The 14,373-nt window shown below is 77.8% G+C and carries 16 protein-coding genes; 7 read left to right on the forward strand and 9 right to left on the reverse strand.

From position 1 onward, the window contains the following. Window positions 1–74: 74 nt before the first annotated feature. Window positions 75–1,115 carry an ABC transporter substrate-binding protein gene (locus tag LY71_RS13285; RefSeq protein WP_211297329.1) on the reverse strand — a complete coding sequence of 347 codons (1,041 nt, stop codon included), beginning with the start codon at window positions 1,113–1,115 and terminating at the stop codon, window positions 75–77. A gap of 18 nt (window positions 1,116–1,133) precedes the next feature. Between LY71_RS13285 and LY71_RS13290 the strand changes: the two genes are divergently transcribed. Continuing rightward, complete coding sequence (locus LY71_RS13290) at window positions 1,134–1,577, forward strand: MarR family winged helix-turn-helix transcriptional regulator (protein WP_106278229.1); 444 nt, start codon at window positions 1,134–1,136, stop codon at window positions 1,575–1,577. Between the two features lie 12 nt (window positions 1,578–1,589). On the opposite strand, the gene LY71_RS13295 is transcribed toward LY71_RS13290, so the two are convergent. After that, window positions 1,590–1,898, reverse strand: coding sequence for a hypothetical protein (locus tag LY71_RS13295; protein WP_106278231.1), 309 nt, complete (start codon window positions 1,896–1,898; stop codon window positions 1,590–1,592). 208 nt (window positions 1,899–2,106) lie between these two features. On the opposite strand from LY71_RS13295, the gene LY71_RS13300 reads away from it, so the two are divergent. Further along, entirely contained in the window at window positions 2,107–2,373 is a 267-nt protein-coding gene (locus LY71_RS13300) for a hypothetical protein (RefSeq protein WP_106278233.1), read from the forward strand. An 11-nt stretch (window positions 2,374–2,384) separates the two neighbouring features. Here LY71_RS13300 and LY71_RS13305 read toward each other — a convergent pair whose 3' ends face one another. Then, entirely contained in the window at window positions 2,385–3,566 is a 1,182-nt protein-coding gene (locus LY71_RS13305; RefSeq protein ID WP_106278235.1) for an acyl-CoA dehydrogenase family protein, read from the reverse strand. Window positions 3,567–3,604: 38 nt separating this feature from the next. On the opposite strand from LY71_RS13305, the gene LY71_RS13310 reads away from it, so the two are divergent. Next, on the forward strand, window positions 3,605–4,741 hold the full coding sequence (locus LY71_RS13310) for a glycerate kinase (protein ID WP_245887873.1): 1,137 nt from the start codon (window positions 3,605–3,607) through the stop codon (window positions 4,739–4,741). On the opposite strand, the gene LY71_RS13315 is transcribed toward LY71_RS13310, so the two are convergent. After that, window positions 4,714–5,220 carry a mycothiol transferase gene (locus tag LY71_RS13315; protein WP_106278239.1) on the reverse strand — a complete coding sequence of 169 codons (507 nt, stop codon included), beginning with the start codon at window positions 5,218–5,220 and terminating at the stop codon, window positions 4,714–4,716. The genes LY71_RS13310 and LY71_RS13315 overlap by 28 nt on opposite strands. Window positions 5,221–5,314: 94 nt before the next feature. Between LY71_RS13315 and LY71_RS13320 the strand changes: the two genes are divergently transcribed. Continuing rightward, window positions 5,315–6,346 (forward strand): NAD-binding protein, encoded by a 1,032-nt coding sequence (locus LY71_RS13320; RefSeq protein WP_106278241.1) that lies wholly within the window; start codon window positions 5,315–5,317, stop codon window positions 6,344–6,346. Between the two features lie 10 nt (window positions 6,347–6,356). Here LY71_RS13320 and LY71_RS13325 read toward each other — a convergent pair whose 3' ends face one another. After that, window positions 6,357–7,646, reverse strand: a complete 1,290-nt coding sequence (locus LY71_RS13325; RefSeq protein WP_106278243.1) for a serine/threonine-protein kinase — start codon at window positions 7,644–7,646, stop codon at window positions 6,357–6,359. A gap of 41 nt (window positions 7,647–7,687) precedes the next feature. After that, window positions 7,688–7,819, reverse strand: coding sequence for a hypothetical protein (locus LY71_RS24485; protein WP_281261605.1), 132 nt, complete (start codon window positions 7,817–7,819; stop codon window positions 7,688–7,690). A gap of 53 nt (window positions 7,820–7,872) precedes the next feature. Between LY71_RS24485 and LY71_RS13330 the strand changes: the two genes are divergently transcribed. Together LY71_RS13330 and LY71_RS23150 are read left to right on the forward strand one after the other, a co-directional pair. After that, window positions 7,873–11,019, forward strand: coding sequence for an acetyl-CoA carboxylase family protein (locus LY71_RS13330; protein ID WP_106278245.1), 3,147 nt, complete (start codon window positions 7,873–7,875; stop codon window positions 11,017–11,019). A 73-nt stretch (window positions 11,020–11,092) separates the two neighbouring features. Then, window positions 11,093–11,290: a hypothetical protein gene (locus LY71_RS23150; protein ID WP_146146140.1), complete on the forward strand. Its 198-nt coding sequence runs from the start codon at window positions 11,093–11,095 to the stop codon at window positions 11,288–11,290. Here the strand turns inward: LY71_RS23150 and LY71_RS13335 are convergent, their stop codons facing one another. The 3 genes from LY71_RS13335 to LY71_RS13350 all read right to left on the reverse strand — a co-directional run bounded on the left by LY71_RS13335 (window position 11,291) and on the right by LY71_RS13350 (window position 13,823). Then, on the reverse strand, window positions 11,291–11,791 hold the full coding sequence (locus tag LY71_RS13335; RefSeq protein WP_106278247.1) for a DUF2505 domain-containing protein: 501 nt from the start codon (window positions 11,789–11,791) through the stop codon (window positions 11,291–11,293). It abuts the gene before it with no gap. Between the two features lie 1,168 nt (window positions 11,792–12,959). Next, the gene (locus LY71_RS13345) at window positions 12,960–13,367 is read right to left on the reverse strand and encodes a DUF1232 domain-containing protein (RefSeq protein ID WP_106278249.1); all 408 of its coding nucleotides are present in this window, start codon (window positions 13,365–13,367) and stop codon (window positions 12,960–12,962) included. A gap of 3 nt (window positions 13,368–13,370) precedes the next feature. Beyond that, complete coding sequence (locus LY71_RS13350; RefSeq protein WP_106278251.1) at window positions 13,371–13,823, reverse strand: TspO/MBR family protein; 453 nt, start codon at window positions 13,821–13,823, stop codon at window positions 13,371–13,373. A 79-nt stretch (window positions 13,824–13,902) separates the two neighbouring features. On the opposite strand from LY71_RS13350, the gene LY71_RS13355 reads away from it, so the two are divergent. Continuing rightward, on the forward strand, window positions 13,903–14,328 hold the full coding sequence (locus tag LY71_RS13355) for a DUF1761 family protein (RefSeq protein WP_170121346.1): 426 nt from the start codon (window positions 13,903–13,905) through the stop codon (window positions 14,326–14,328). Window positions 14,329–14,373: the final 45 nt, after the last annotated feature.

The following is a 14,373-nucleotide window of genomic DNA, read 5'->3' on the forward strand; positions in this document are numbered from 1 at the left end:
TCCTCCTCTCGGCCGGCTCGCGGGCCGGACGCCGGGAGGGTAGGCCGAGATCCTTCCAAGCGGAAGCACCGGGGTCAGACGGGTGGACCGACCTCCCGGAAGACCAGCCCGTCGGCGCGGGCCAGCCGTGCCCGCGGGGGCCGGGGCCGGGTCGCCGTCCGCGCGTCGAGCAGGGCGGCCGCGGCGCGGACGCCGTCGTGGACGCCCCGGGCGTAGGCGCACACGACCGGCGCGTCCGGCCCGGCGTGCGCGGCCAGCCGCTCCTGCAGGGCGAGCTGCCCCTCGTCGGTGGCGTCGGCCGCCGCGGCGAAGGAGGGCATGCAGGCGTAGAGCTCGCCGGTGTCGTCCCCGCCGATCGCGTAGAGGCCGTTCTCCTCCAGCGCCCCCGAGAGGCGGACGACGCGGCGGCCGAGGCCGGTACGGCCGAAGGCGCGGTTGAACACCACCAGGTCGCGGCCGACCAGGCTGAGCAGGACGGCGTCGGCGCCGGTGCGGCGCACCAGGTCCAGCGCCGGGCCGGGGTCGGCCGGGCCGAAGGGGACCAGCAGCTCGCCGACGACGTCGGCACCCAGGTCGCGCAGCACGGCCCGGGCGGCGCGGTGCACCGCCTGCGGCCACACGTAGTCGGTGCCCAGCAGCACCCAGCGCCGGGCGTGCCGGTGCCGGACCAGCCAGGCGAGCGCGGCGGCGTGCTGGGCCAGCGGCGAGGAGCCGATCCGCAGCGCCCCGCGGGTGGCGCGGCCGCCCTCGTGCGGCGGGGTGAAGACATAGGGTGTGCGGCCGGCGAGGACGCCGGCGACGGCGCGGGAGACGTCGCTGGTGGCGAAGCCGACGACGACGTCCAGCGCGCCCGCGGCCTGCAGCGCGGCGACGTCGGCACCCACCTCGGCGGGACGGCGCCCGGCGTCCACGGTGACCAGCTCGACCGCCCGGCCGCGGACCCCGCCGGCCTCGGTGAGCTCGCCGGCGGCCAGGGTCGCCAGCCCCAGCGCCGAGGGCGCGGTCATCGCCAGCGGGCCCGACAGCGGCACCGCCAGCCCCACCCGCACGACGCCCGGGGCGCGGCCGGTGAGGGCGGCCTCCCAGGCGTCCATCGGGACGGTCCAGCGCGGCACGCTGAGTATGGTGCGCTCATGCCGGTCGAGCAGCAGGCCGCGGGGGTGGTCGACCCGACGTGTCCCCCCTCGCTGGTGGAGCTGCTCACCCTGGTCTCCCGGCGGGTGGCGCGGGGCGTGACCGCGGCGCTGGCCGAGGACGGCGCGAGCCTCGACTCCTACCGGGTGATGCGCGCGCTGGCCTCGGCTCCCGGTCGCGCGATGAGCGAGCTCGGCACCGTGCTGTGCCTGCCCCCGCCGACCGCGACCCGGCTCGTCGACGGTCTGGTCGACGCCGCGCTGGCCTACCGGCTGCCCGACCCCCGCGACGGCCGGCGGGTGCTGGTGCACCTGTCCCCGCAGGGACGGCTGCGGCTCGACCGGCTCGAGGCGCTGGTGGCCGCGCACGAGTCCGCGCTCGCGGCCGAGCTGGGCGCCGAGCGGGTCGGCGCGCTCGTCCGCGCGCTCACCGACCTCGCCTGACGCCGCCCGGACCTACTCCGAGGGCGGGAGGACGCGGGGGAGGAAGACCTCGTCGATCGGGCGCGGGCCGACGTACTGCCGGCAGGTGCAGGCCACCCAGGTGTGGCCGGCCCAGCGGCCGCGCCTGTCGTAGGAGTCGCGGCGCAGCTCGGCGTAGCAGGTGTTGGTCTCGGTGTCGTGCTGGCTGAGCGGGTGGCCGCAGCCGCAGACCGGCGTCGGGAGCGGTGGCGGCCCGGCGGGAGGACGGCGGCCGCCGATCCGCCCGGCCACGAAGCCGGCAGCCAGCAACGCCGCACCGATCACCAGGCTGACTGGTTCCACCGTCCCTGCTCCTCCCGACGTGCCGCCTCCCGACGGTAACGCCGGGAGGGCGGCGACGGTGCCTCGGCGTGACCGTCCGCACCGGGGGCGTGCCTCGTCCACCCGGGGTCCTGCAGCACCCCGGGAGCACGAGGAACGCCCCCGGAGCGGCGCGCGAGCCACCTGATCAGGTGTTTTGACCTGCTGTGACCCGGGGCACATTCCCGGCGTGGAGTCCTACGCCGTCGGCTTCGCCCGACCCGACCGGTGGTCGCGGGGCCACCCGGCCGAGGACGGCCGGCCCTGGCACGCCGTCGAGGCCCATCGCCCGCCCAACGAGCTCGACGGGGAGGTGGAGCTGGCGGTCTGCGGGGCGATCGTGCAGGTGTGGGGTTCCCAGCAGTGGGAGCGCGTGGGGCCCGGCCGCACCGCCTGCCCCGACTGCCGCCGGCTCACCGGGACGGCGCTCACCCCGCCGCTCAGCCGCGCCGGCTGAGCGGCCGCGGGTCAGCGGCGCCGGCCGCTGATCGCCGAGTGGCCGGTGATCTCCCGGCCGATGATGAGCGCCTGCACGTGGTCGGTGCCCTCGAAGGTGTAGATCGCCTCGATGTCGGCGTGGTGCCGGGCGATGTGGTGCTCGAGCAGGATGCCGTCGCCGCCGAAGAGGTCGCGGGCGTCGGCCACGATCCGCCGGGCGGTCGCGCAGCAGTGCCGCTTGGCCAGCGAGGCCATCGCCGCGGTCATCCGGCCGTCGTCGGCCAGGCTCGACAGCCGCCAGCACATCAGCTGCATGGTGGTGATCTCGGCGAGCATCGTCGCGAGCTTCTCCTGCACCAGCTGGTAGCCGGCGATCGGCTGGCCGAACTGCTCGCGCCGCAGGCAGTGCGCCAGGGCCAGCTCGTAGGCCGCCGTCGCCACGCCGAGCGCCCGCCAGGCCACGGTGTAGCGGGTGCGGTCGAGCACGGTCGAGACGTCCTTGAACGACCGGCAGTTCGCCAGCCTGTTCTCCGCCGGCACGCGGGCGCCCTCGAGGGTGATCTCGGCCTGCCACACCGCGCGCAGCGCCGTCTTGCCGGTCATCACCGTCGCGGTGAACCCGGGGGTGCCCTTGTCGACGACGTAGCCACCGACGGCACCCTCCTCGTCGCGCGCCCAGATGATCACGTGGTCGGCGATCGTGCCGTTACCGATCCACTTCTTCTGGCCGTCGAGGACGAAGGCGTCGCCGTCGCGGCGGGCACGGGTCTCCAGGGCCACGGCGTCCGAGCCGTGCCGGGGCTCGGTCAGGCCGAACGCGCCGATCTTCTCCATCCGGGCCATCGCCGGGAGCCAGCGCTCCTTCTGCTCCTCCGAGCCGAGCATCGCGATCGACTGCATCGCCAGGAAGCTGTGCACGCCGTTGAAGGTGCCGACGCTGCCGTCGGCGCGGGCCAGCTCGGCGGCCACCAGCCCCGCGGCGACGGCGCTCATGCCCGGGGAGCCGTAGCCCTGCACGGTGCCGCCGGCGATGCCGAGCTCCGCGAAGCCGGGCACCAGCTCGAAGGGGAACTCCGCGCGCTCCCAGTAGTCGTTGATCCGCGGCAGCACCTCGGTGTCGCACCACTTGCGCACCCGGTCGCGGACGGCGACCTCCTCGGGGGTGAGCAGCTCCTCGAGGGCGTAGAAGTCGGGCGACGACGGCTCGGTCACGATCCGACGCTACGCGCGGGTGCGGCATGCTGCCGGTCGTGCGGATCGTGATCGCCCCCGACTCCTTCAAGGGCTCCCTGGCCGCCGCGGACGCCGCCGAGGCGGTCGCCCGCGGCCTGCTCCGCGAGCGCCCCGGGGCCGAGGTCCTGCTGCGCCCGATGGCCGACGGCGGGGAGGGCACCGTGGCCGCCGCCCTGCGCGCCGGCTACACCGCGCGGACGGTGACGGTGACCGGCCCCGACGGCCGCCCGGTCGAGGCGGAGTTCGCCGTCGACGGGACGACGGCCGTGGTCGAGATGGCCGCGGCCGCCGGGCTCGGGCTGCTCGACGAGCTCGCCCCGACCACCGCCACCACCCGCGGCGTCGGGGAGCTGCTGCTGGCCGCCCTCGACGCCGGCGCCACCCGCGTCGTCGTCGGCCTGGGCGGCAGCGCCACCACCGACGGCGGCGCCGGCCTGCTGCAGGCCCTCGGCGTGCGGCTGCTCGACGCCGACGGCGCCGACGTGCCGCCCGGCGGTGCCGGGCTGGCCCGCCTCGACCGCGTCGACGCCGGGTCGGCCGACCCCCGCCTGCGCGACGTCGAGGTGCAGGTGGCCACCGACGTCGACAACCCGCTGACCGGCCCGGCCGGCGCCGCCGCCGTCTACGGGCCGCAGAAGGGCGCCACCCCCGAGCAGGTCGCCGAGCTCGACGCCGCGCTGGTCCGCTTCGCCGCCGTCGTCCGCCGCGACCTCGGCGTCGAGCTGGAGGGGATCCCGGCGATGGGCGCGGCCGGCGGCACCACGGCCGGGATCGCCGCCGTCCTCATCTCGTCGGTGTCCTCCGGGGCGGAGCTCGTCGCCGACCTGGTGGGGCTGGACGCGGCGCTGGCCGGCGCCGACCTGGTGGTCACGGGGGAGGGCAGCCTCGACGCCCAGACGCTGCGCGGCAAGGCGCCCGCCGTGGTGCTCGCCCGGGCCCGGGCGGCCGGCGTCCCGTGCGTGGGCCTGGCCGGGCGGGTGCAGCTGACCGGGGCCGAGCTGCGGGCGGCCGGGTTCGCCGGCGCGGGCGCGCTGGTCGACGTCGAGCCGGACGTCGCCCGCTGCCTGGCCGAGCCGGCGCCGGTGCTCACCGAGCTCGCCGCGCGGCTGCTGCCCGCCCACCTGCCTCAGCCGCCGAGCAGCCCCCGCGCGTAGGCCGCCTGGCCGGCGTGCTGCAGGTCGTCGTCGAGGACGCTGACCAGCCGGACGCCGAGGGTGACCGGCGGGTCCCACCGCTCGTCGACGACGCGGTCGAGGTCGTCGTCGGACAGGCCGCCGAGGAACTCCCGGCTGCGGGCGAGCACCGCGTCGAGGTACTCCAGCAGCAGCCCGGCCGAGGGCACCCGCACGGCGGCCACCTCCGCGCTGCTCATCCCGTAGCCGGTCGCGCCGTCGTCCACCGGGAGGGCGAACCGGCCGGCGAAGCCCTGCGCGGTCCACACCTGCTCGCTGCCGGCGACCTCGGCGAGGTGGTCGTCCTGCACCCGAAGCGCGTGCCAGACCAGCCAGCCGACCGGGTTGGCGTCGGGGCCGGGGCGCTGCGCCAGCTGCTCGGGGGACAGGCCGTCGACGGCGTCGCGGAGGTGCTCGCCGACCTGGGCGTAGGCGTACTGGAGGAGGTCGCTGCTGCGCATGCCGCAGCGCTACCCGTCCCGCTCGCGGGGGACGCCCGTGGCGGGCGGGCGACGGTAGGTTGCGGTGTCCGCCCGGCCGTCGAGGGGTCCCGCGTTGCCGTTCTTCCTGCTCCGGCTGCTGCGCACCGTCCGCGTCCGGCTGCACGGCTGGCGGCTGCCGCTGGCCGTGGCCCTGCTGGTCTTCCTGACCAGCTGGGGGCTGATGGCGCTGGCGGAGCCGGCCGGCAGCGAGATCGTCGCCCCGGACACCTACTGGTGGTACTTCGTCGTCACGGCCGCCACGGTCGGCTACGGCGACGTCTTCCCGGTGTCCCTCGCCGGCCGCGCGGTCGGCACGTTCGTGGTCGTCGGCGGCATCGTCACGCTGACGCTGTTGTTCACCGAGCTGGCCACCGCCCTGCAGACCGTGCGGGGCAGGCGGCTGAGAGGAGTGGTGGCCCTGGACCTCCGGGACCACGTCGTCGTCCTGGGCTACACGCCCGGGCGGACCGAGCGGATCGTCGCCGAGCTGTGCGTGGAGCCGGGCACCCGGATCGCGCTGTGCGCCCACGACGACGTGCCGGTCAACCCGATGCCCGAGCAGCAGCAGGTGTCGTTCGTCCGCGGCGACCTGACGCGCGCCGAGGTCATGGTGCGCGCCGGCGTCGACCGGGCGCGCACGGTGGTGGTCGACGGCCGCGACGACAACGAGACGCTGGCCATCGCGGTCGCCGTCGACCACGCCAACCCGCGGGTGCACCTGGTCGCCGCGGTGCGCGACCTCGGCCGCCGCGAGAGCCTGCGCTACGTCAACGCCGCCGTGCAGGTGGTGCAGTGGCACATGCCGTTCCTGCTGTCGGAGGAGGCGGCCGACCCGGGGCTCACCCAGGTCTACAACGAGCTGATGACCGCCGGCGGGCACGGCAACACCTACTCCCTGCAGGTGCCGCCCGGCCCGGCGACGCGCAGCTACGGCGACTGGCAGACCGCCTTCGGCCGCGACTTCGGCGCCACGCTGCTCGCCCTGCGCACCGACGACGGCCTGGTCGTCAGCCCGCGCTGGGACACGCCGGTCCCGGAGGGCGCGACGCTGTACTACGTCGCCGACGAGCGGCTCGACCCCGCGCGGCTGACCGCCCTGCGCTGAGCCCGGGGGGTCAGAGCGCGCCGAGGGCCGCGGCCACGAGGGCGGCCACCCCCGCCAGCGCCCCCAGCACGGCGAGCACCACGAGCACGACGGGGACGACGACCCAGCGGCGCTTGAACCGCAGGCGCCGGGCGCGGGCCGGGGTCCGCGGCGGCGTCGGAGCCGGAGCCGGCGGTGCCTTCCGTGCCGGGGCCGGCGGTGCCTTCCGTCCCGGGGGAGCGGCGGCGCGGGCGGCCCGACGCTCCTTGCGCTCCCGGTGCCGCTCGGCGAGGTGCCGGGCCTGGTCGCGGGCGTCGCGCGCCACGGTGCCCAGCAGCGAGGCGAGCGCCCGCAGGTCGTCGGCGTCGAAGCGCTCCACCCGGCCACCGAGCGTCGCGCCGCCCTCCCGCACGGAGCCGTCCTCCCGCACGGAGCCGTCGTCCCGCGCGGGGCCGTCGTCGGTGTCCGGCGGGGTCCACGTCGTCCCGAGGGGACTGCCGGACAGGGCCCGCTCCAGCGCGGCGCGGGCGGCGGGCACGTCCATCCGGGCGGCGGGGTCCTTGGTGAGCAGCCCCCGCAGCACCGGCTCCAGCGGCCCGGCGCGCTCCATCGGCGCGGGCTCCTCGGTGACGACGGCGTAGAGGGTGGACATCGGCTCGCCGCGCTCGAAGGCCAGCCGGCCCTCCACGGCGGTGTAGAGCGTGGCGCCCAGCGACCACAGGTCGGCGGCCCGGCCGGCCTCCTCACCGCGGGCCCGCTCGGGGGCCATGTAGGACGGCGAGCCGATGATCGCCCCCGTGGTGGTGATCGACGGGTCGTCGGTGGTCACCGCGATGCCGAAGTCGGTGAGGTGGGCGGTGCAGTCCCGCCCGACGAGCACGTTGGCCGGCTTGACGTCCCGGTGCACGATGCCGGCGGCGTGGGCGGCCTCCAGGGCGCCGAGCACGTCGAGGCCGATGCGCGCGACGGTCGCCCAGGGCAGCGGCCCGTGCCGGTGCACGACCTCCTGCAGGCTGCGCGCGTCGACGCGCTCCATGACCAGCCAGGGCCGGCCGTCCTCCTCGACCACGTCGTAGACCGAGGTGGCGCAGGGGTGCTCCAGCCGCGCCGCCACCCGGGCCTCGCGCAGGGTGCGGCGGCGCAGCGCGTCGCGCTCCTCGGTGCTCAGGTGGGCCGGGAAGTCGACCTCCTTGAGCGCCACGCTGCGGCCCAGGACCTGGTCGGTGGCGCTCCAGACCACGCCCATGCCACCGCGGCCGAGCACGCCGTCCACGACGTAGCGCCCGGCGACCAGCCGTCCGGTACCCGCTTCGGCGGACATGGGCCGGACAGTACGCCCGGACCCTGGACGGTGCGCCTGCTTCACGCGGGGTTCGTGGGCTGCTCCGGGTCGCTCTGCTCCTCGAGGTCGGCCGCGGTGCGCTCGTCCGGCATCTCCAGGGCGATGTCGCGCGGCTGCGGGGTCTCCGGGTCGGGCTGCTGCGGCGTCGTCATGCCCGGCAGCCTGCCCTGGACCGGCCCGTCCCGCTCCCTAGACTCCGGCGTCCGTGAGCCCTCCCCGGCTGCTGGTCGCCAACCGCGGCGACGTCGCCGTCCGCGTCCTGCGCACCGCCGCCGCCCTCGGCCTGGCCACCGTCGCCGTCGCCCCGGAGGACGACGCCGGCGCGCTGCACGTGCGCCGGGCCGACGCCTGGGTCCGGCTGCCCGGGGCCGGTCCGGCCGCCTACCTCGACGTCGCGGCGGTGGTGGGCGCGGCCCGGGAGGCCGGTGCCGACGCGCTGCACCCCGGGTGGGGCTTCCTCGCCGAGAGCCCCGACCTGGCCCGGGCCTGCGCCGACGCCGGGATCACCTTCGTCGGTCCCGATCCCGGGGCGCTGGCGCTGTTCGGCGACAAGACCGCCGCCCGGGCGCGGGCCGCGGCGCTCGACCTGCCGGTGCTCGCCGCCACCGAGGGCGATCCGGACCTGGCGACGGCGACCCGTTTCCTCGCGGGCCTCGGGGAGGGCGCGGCGGTCATGGTCAAGGCCCGCGCCGGCGGCGGTGGTCGCGGCGTGCGGCCGGTGCGCGACCCGGCGGAGCTGGCCGGTGCCCTGGAGCGCTGCCGCTCGGAGGCGCGGGCGGCCTTCGGCGACGGCGCCGTCTACGTCGAGCGGCTGCTCCCCGGCGCGCGGCACGTCGAGGTCCAGGTGGCCGGCGACGGCGCCGCCGTGGTGGCGCTCGGCGACCGCGACTGCTCGCTGCAGCGGCGCCGGCAGAAGCTGGTGGAGGTCGCGCCCGCCCCGGGACTGGACGACGCCCTGCGCACCCGGCTGGCCGGGTACGCCACCGCGCTGTGCGGGTCGGCGTCCTACCGCGGGCTGGCGACCGTGGAGTTCCTCGTCCGCGGCGAGGAGGTGGCCTTCCTCGAGGTCAACCCGCGGCTGCAGGTCGAGCACACGGTGACCGAGGAGGTCACCGGCCTGGACCTGGTCGAGGTGGCGCTCCGGCTGGCCGGGGGCGCGACCCTGGCCGAGCTGGAGCTGCGCACCCCGCCGCCGGCGCGCGGGGTCGCCGTGCAGGCGCGGGTCAACGCCGAGACGCTGCTGCCCGACGGCAGCGTGCAGCCGGCCGCCGGGGTGCTCGAGCGCTTCGTCCCGCCCACCGGCCGCGGCGTGCGGGTGGACACCGCCGCCGAGCCCGGCGGCGAGGTCAGCCCGCGCTACGACCCGCTGCTGGCCAAGGTGGTCGTGCACGACCGCGACCTGCCGCGGGCGCTGGCCGGGACGGCGCGGGCGCTGGCCGAGCTCGACGTCGCCGGCGTCGCCACCAACCGCGACCTGCTGACGACGCTGCTCGCGCTGCCCGAGCCGGCCGCCGGGCAGGCGACCACCGACCTGGTCGACGCCCGCCTCGCCGACCTCGTGCCCGACCGCCCGGCCCTCGCCCCGGCGGTCGTGGACGGCGTGCTGCCGGTGACCGCGCCGCTGTCCGGGGCGGTGGTCGAGGTCCTCGCCGCCGAGGGCGACGCCGTGGCCGCCGGCGCGACGCTCGTGGTGCTCGAGGCGATGAAGATGGAGCACGTCGTCACCGCCCCGGCCGGCGGGGTGGTCACCGGGCTGCGGGTGCGGGCCGGCGACGTGGTGACCGCGGGGGCGGTGCTCGGCGGCGTCGTCCCCGGCGAGGTCGGCGACGACGCCGCCGGACCCGACGCGACCGATCCCGACGCCGTCCGCCCCGAGCTGGCCGAGCTGCACGAGCGCCGGGCCGCCACGCTCGACGAGGCCCGTCCCGAGGTGGTCGAGCGCCGGCGCGCGGCCGGGCGGCTGACCGCGCGGGAGACGGTGGCCGCGCTGGTCGACGAGGGCACCTTCGTCGAGTACGGCCAGCTGGGCCTCGCCGCCCAGCGCGCCCGGCGGTCGCTGGCGGAGCTCGTCGCGCGGACGCCGGGCGACGGCATGGTCACCGGCATCGGCGAGGTCGACGGCGTCGCCTGCGCGGTGCTCGCCTACGACTACACGGTGCTGGCCGGCACCCAGGGCCACACCAACCACCGCAAGACCGACCGGCTGCTCGAGCTCGCGGCCGAGCGGGGGCTGCCGGTGGTGCTCGTCGCGGAGGGCGGCGGCGGGCGACCCGGCGACACCGACGTCGCCGGCTTCTCGTGGCTCGACGTCCCCACCTTCACCACGATGGCCCGGCTGGCGGGGCGGGTGCCCACGGTCGCCGTCGTCTCCGGCTACTGCTTCGCCGGCAACGCCGCGCTGGTCGGCTGCTGCGACGTCGTCATCGCCACCGAGGACAGCAGCATCGGCATGGGCGGCCCGGCGATGATCGAGGCCGGCGGGCTGGGCGTCGTCGCACCGGAGGACGTCGGCCCGACGGCGGTGCACGCGGCCACCGGCGTGGTCGACGTCGTGGTGCCCGACGACGCCGCGGCCGTCGCCGCCGCCCGGCAGGCCGTCGGGCTGCTGACCGGGCGGGTCGTGCCGGGGGAGTGCGCCGACCAGCGGGTCCTGCGCACGGCGCTGCCGGCCGACCGGGTGCGCAGCTACGACGTCCGCCCGGTGCTCACCACGCTGGCCGACGCCGGCAGCGTGCTGGAGCTGCGGCCGGGGTTCGGCCGCGGCATCGTCACCGCGCTCGCCCGCCTGGACGGTCGTCCGGTCGGCATCGTGGCCAACGACCCGCGGCACCTCGGCGGGGCGATCGACGGCGAGTCGGCGGACACGGCGGCGGCCTTCCTGCGGCTGTGCGCGTCGGCCCGGCTGCCGGTGGTCTCGCTGGTGGACACGCCGGGGTTCATGGTCGGCCCGGAGTCCGAGCGCACCGGCACCGTGCGGCGCTTCGGCGGGCTGTACGTGGCCGGCGCGCAGTTGCCGGTGCCGCTGCTGGCGGTGGTGCTGCGCAAGGCCTACGGGCTCGGCGCGATGGCGATGCTCGGCGGGGACCTGCGCGCCCCGCTGCTCACGCTGGCCTGGCCCACCGGCGAGTTCGGGCCGATGAGCCTGGAGGGCGCCGTCCGGCTCGGGCACCGGCGCGAGCTCGAGGTGCTCGCCCCGGAGGCGCGGGCGGCCCGCTTCGCCGAGCTGGTGGCGGAGTCCTACGCGCAGGGCAGGGCGCTCAACGTCGCGTCGGCGTTCGAGGTCGACGACGTCGTCGACCCGGCCGACACCCGCGACGTGCTGGTCCGCGCGCTGGCCGGACTGGCATGGTGAAGGACCCCCTCGCCCCTCACCGCTCGCAGGCTCGCGGCGGGCCCCTGCGAGCGGGCCACGCTACCGTCCGGTCGTGCCCCGATACCGCCTGACCGCCGCGGACGGCTCCGTGCTCCGCGAGTGGGACGCCGCCGACGCCACGACCGCCGAGGACGAGGCGGTGCGCACCGTCGAGGAGCACCGCGCGAGCGACCCGCAGGGCGCGGCGGGGTACCTGCTCACCGACGAGGGCGGCGGCGACGTCGCCCGCTGGGGTCCGGTCGCGCCCTGATCAGGCGGAGCCGAGGCGGCGCAGCAGCACCTCGTGCTCGAGGCGCAGCACCACCTGGGTGACCAGGTCGCGCACGGCGCCCTCGGCCTGCCGGCCGATCAGCGGCGCGTCGACGCGGGCGTCGCCGGTCACCGTGGCCCGGGTGCCGCCGTCGGCCGGCGTGAGCCGCCGCTCGCAGGTCACCAGCGCGGCGCGGCCCATGATCTCCGCGCGGAGGTCGAGGTCGCCGCGGTGGCCGCCGTCGCCGTCCGGCGTCCAGGTGGTCACCTGCGCGACCGGCACCGTGGCGCCGACGAACCGGGCGAAGACGGGCGGGATGCCGGTCGTCGGCGCCGACAGCCGCACCCGGGTGGTCGTGGCGGCGCCGTCCGTGCCGGTGGACACCTCCTGCACCTGCGCCTCCAGCTCCCGGGCCACCTCCCGGAGGAAGGCCTCGTCGGTGAGGACGGCGAGCACGCGGTCGGGGTCGGCGGCGTAGGTCCGGGTGACGTCGATGGGCACGCCTCATCCTCGTCCCGGCCGCGCCGCGCCGCGCACCGGGTGCACCGCTGGCGCGCCCGGAGCCCGGGGTGTCGTCCCGGGGCGACCGTCAGGCTGCGGGTGCCGGCCGCCCCACCGGGGGGCAGGTGTCGGCGGTCGGGGTCGAGGGGTCGGTCGGCGGGGACACGACCGCGGGCTCCGGCGGCCGACCCCAGCACGGCGCGGGGCAGCTGGGGACCGCTCCGGCCGGCGTCGTCCCGTCGGTCGGGGCCGGCTCGGTCGGGGCCGTCCCGTCAGTGGGAGCCGGCTCCACCGCGGAGCAGTCCGGCGCCTCGGGCCCCGGGGTGGGCGTGGGCTCCGGAGTGGGCGTCGGCTCAGGGGTCGGGGTGGGCGTGGGCTCCGGAGTGGGCGTCGGCTCAGGGGTCGGGGTGGGCGTGGGCTCCGGAGTGGGCGTCGGCTCGGGGGTCGGAGTGGGCGTCGGCTCCGGAGTGGGCGTCGGCTCGGGGGTCGGAGTCGGCGTGGGCTCCGGCGTGGGCTCCGGCGTGGGCGTGGGTTCCGGAGTCGGGGTCGGTTCCGGAGTCGGCGTCGCGGTCGGCTCGGGCGTCGGCTCGGGAGCTGGTGTCTCCAGCGGTGGCTGCTCGACCGGGACCGGGGACTCCGTCGCGGCCTGCGACGGAGCAGGCTGCTCCACCGGTGCCGCACTCGCCTCCGTCGGGGTCGGCGCGGCCGGCGACGCGTCGGCCGTGGCGCGCGCGGACGGGGTGGGGGCCGGCGTCGACGGCGCGGCAGGCGGCGGACCGGGCGCCCAGCCCCCGTCGAAGCCGGGCGCCAGCACGCCGATGCTCGGCACCTCCAGCGGGCCGGCCGGCGACGGCAGCGGCTCCTCGGCCGGCCGTCCGACGGTGCTGGCCGCCGGCGACGTCCCCGGGGTCCCGGCGGCCGCGCTCGGCAGCACGGAGGTCGCCGCCAGCGTCGCCGTCACCCCGAGGGCGCAGGCGCCGGCACCGATGGCCGGGATGAGGCGGGCCGGACGCCGGCGTCGCGATGACCTGTCCACGCGCTCTCCCCCTGAGCTGTCGGACGACGTGGCCCCCATCGTCACCCGGGCCGGCGAGCCGGGGCCAGGGAGACGGTCACGGTCAGTCGTCCGGGACGGCCGCCGTCAGCCGGACGGGTGCACCCGACACCCTCACGGCGGCAGTCCGGCGGCCCGGCGCACCGCGGCCAGCCCCTCCGGCGTCCCCGGCCAGTGCCGGGACAGCGCCTCCGGCCCGGCCCGTCGGACCACCGAGCGCAGCACCAGGACGGTCACCACCGCGTCGTCGGCGTACCCGAGCACCGGGACGACGTCGGGCACGAGGTCGACCGGGGAGGCCAGGTAGGCCAGCAGCAGCCACAGCCGGACGCGCACGCCGCGGGGCAGCGACCGGTCCCCGGCGAGCCGGCGGACCAGGCGCAGCACGTCGGGCAGCAGCCGCAGCAGGTCCCGCAGCCGCGTCTCGTCGGGCCGCCGCCACCACAGGACGGCGACCAGGACGACCCAGCACAGCAGCAGGCCGCCGGCGACCGCGAGCAGCGTCCACGCCCACTCCGGCACGGGTCAGCCCGCGTTACGGCGGGCGATCTCCGCGCTGAGGGCGACGGCGAAGGCGGTCCAGCCGGCGTAGGGGAGCAGCAGCCGGCCGGCGACCGGGTCCAGGCGCGCGGTCCGCCGGGCCAGGTCGGCGGTGGAGACGGCGAGCGCGGCGGCCTCCACGGTCGCCAGCGGCGGGCGGTGCGCGCGGAAGAACGCCCAGGTCCACCCTGCGTTCAGCACGAGGTTGGCGGCGTAGGCCCGGACGTAGCCGCGTCCACCGCGCGGCACCGCCCGGGAGCCGGCCACCGCGAGGAGCACGTACAGCACCGTCCACACGCCGCCGAAGACCGGGCCGGGTGGCTGCCAGCCCGGCGTGTCCAGCCGCCGGTACCAGGGTGAGGTGACGTCGGTACCGGCCGATCCCACCAGCGCCGTCGCGGCGACGGCGGCCGAGGTGGCCAGGGTCGTGGACCTCATCGCCCGAGCATGCCCCGCGCCGATGAGTCCGGCGGCCGGAGGGGGTCGGTCCTGCACGTCCCCGAGCCGAGGAGCCCGCATGCCCCCGACCACCGCGCCGTCCGGCCTCCCGGCCGTCGGCCTCGCCGCCGCGGCCGCCGTCGCGTCGAGCACCGCCTGGTACACCGCCTTCGGCCACCGCCTGGCGCAGCTCGACGAGGTCTACGCCGGCGACGCGCCCCCGCCGCCGTGGGTGCCGCCCGTGGAGTTCGCCCGCAGCGCCGTGGTGGCCGCGGCGGTGCGCACCCTCGCCGTCCGCACCGGTGCCACGGCGCCGGCGGACGCCGCGCGGCTGGCCCTCGCGCTGTGGGCGGCCTTCCCCGGCGTGCTGCTCACCGGGTCGGTCGTCCACGAGAAGGTGCCGTGGCAGCAGGCCGCCATCCACGCCGGTGACTGGCTGGTGAAGCTGCTGCTGGTCTCGGCGGTCGCGACGCGCACCCCGCGGCGACGGGCACGCCGCCGCTGACCCGCGCGACACCCTGCCCGGCGGGATGACCCCTCCGGCAGTCGG

Source organism: Geodermatophilus tzadiensis (assembly GCF_003002915.1).
Taxonomy (GTDB): Bacteria; Actinomycetota; Actinomycetes; order Mycobacteriales; family Geodermatophilaceae; genus Geodermatophilus; species Geodermatophilus tzadiensis.

Excerpts from the sequence above, each read along its gene's own strand:
- LY71_RS13290 (WP_106278229.1), top strand. The coding sequence starts at position 1,134 with ATGCCGGTCGAGCAGCAGGCCGCGGGGGTGGTCGACCCGACGTGTCCC.
- LY71_RS13315 (WP_106278239.1), bottom strand. The coding sequence starts at position 5,220 with ATGCGCAGCAGCGACCTCCTCCAGTACGCCTACGCCCAGGTCGGCGAG.
- LY71_RS13325 (WP_106278243.1), bottom strand. The coding sequence starts at position 7,646 with ATGTCCGCCGAAGCGGGTACCGGACGGCTGGTCGCCGGGCGCTACGTC.
- LY71_RS24485 (WP_281261605.1), bottom strand. The coding sequence starts at position 7,819 with ATGACGACGCCGCAGCAGCCCGACCCGGAGACCCCGCAGCCGCGCGAC.
- LY71_RS13350 (WP_106278251.1), bottom strand. The coding sequence starts at position 13,823 with ATGAGGTCCACGACCCTGGCCACCTCGGCCGCCGTCGCCGCGACGGCG.
- LY71_RS13355 (WP_170121346.1), top strand. The coding sequence starts at position 13,903 with ATGCCCCCGACCACCGCGCCGTCCGGCCTCCCGGCCGTCGGCCTCGCC.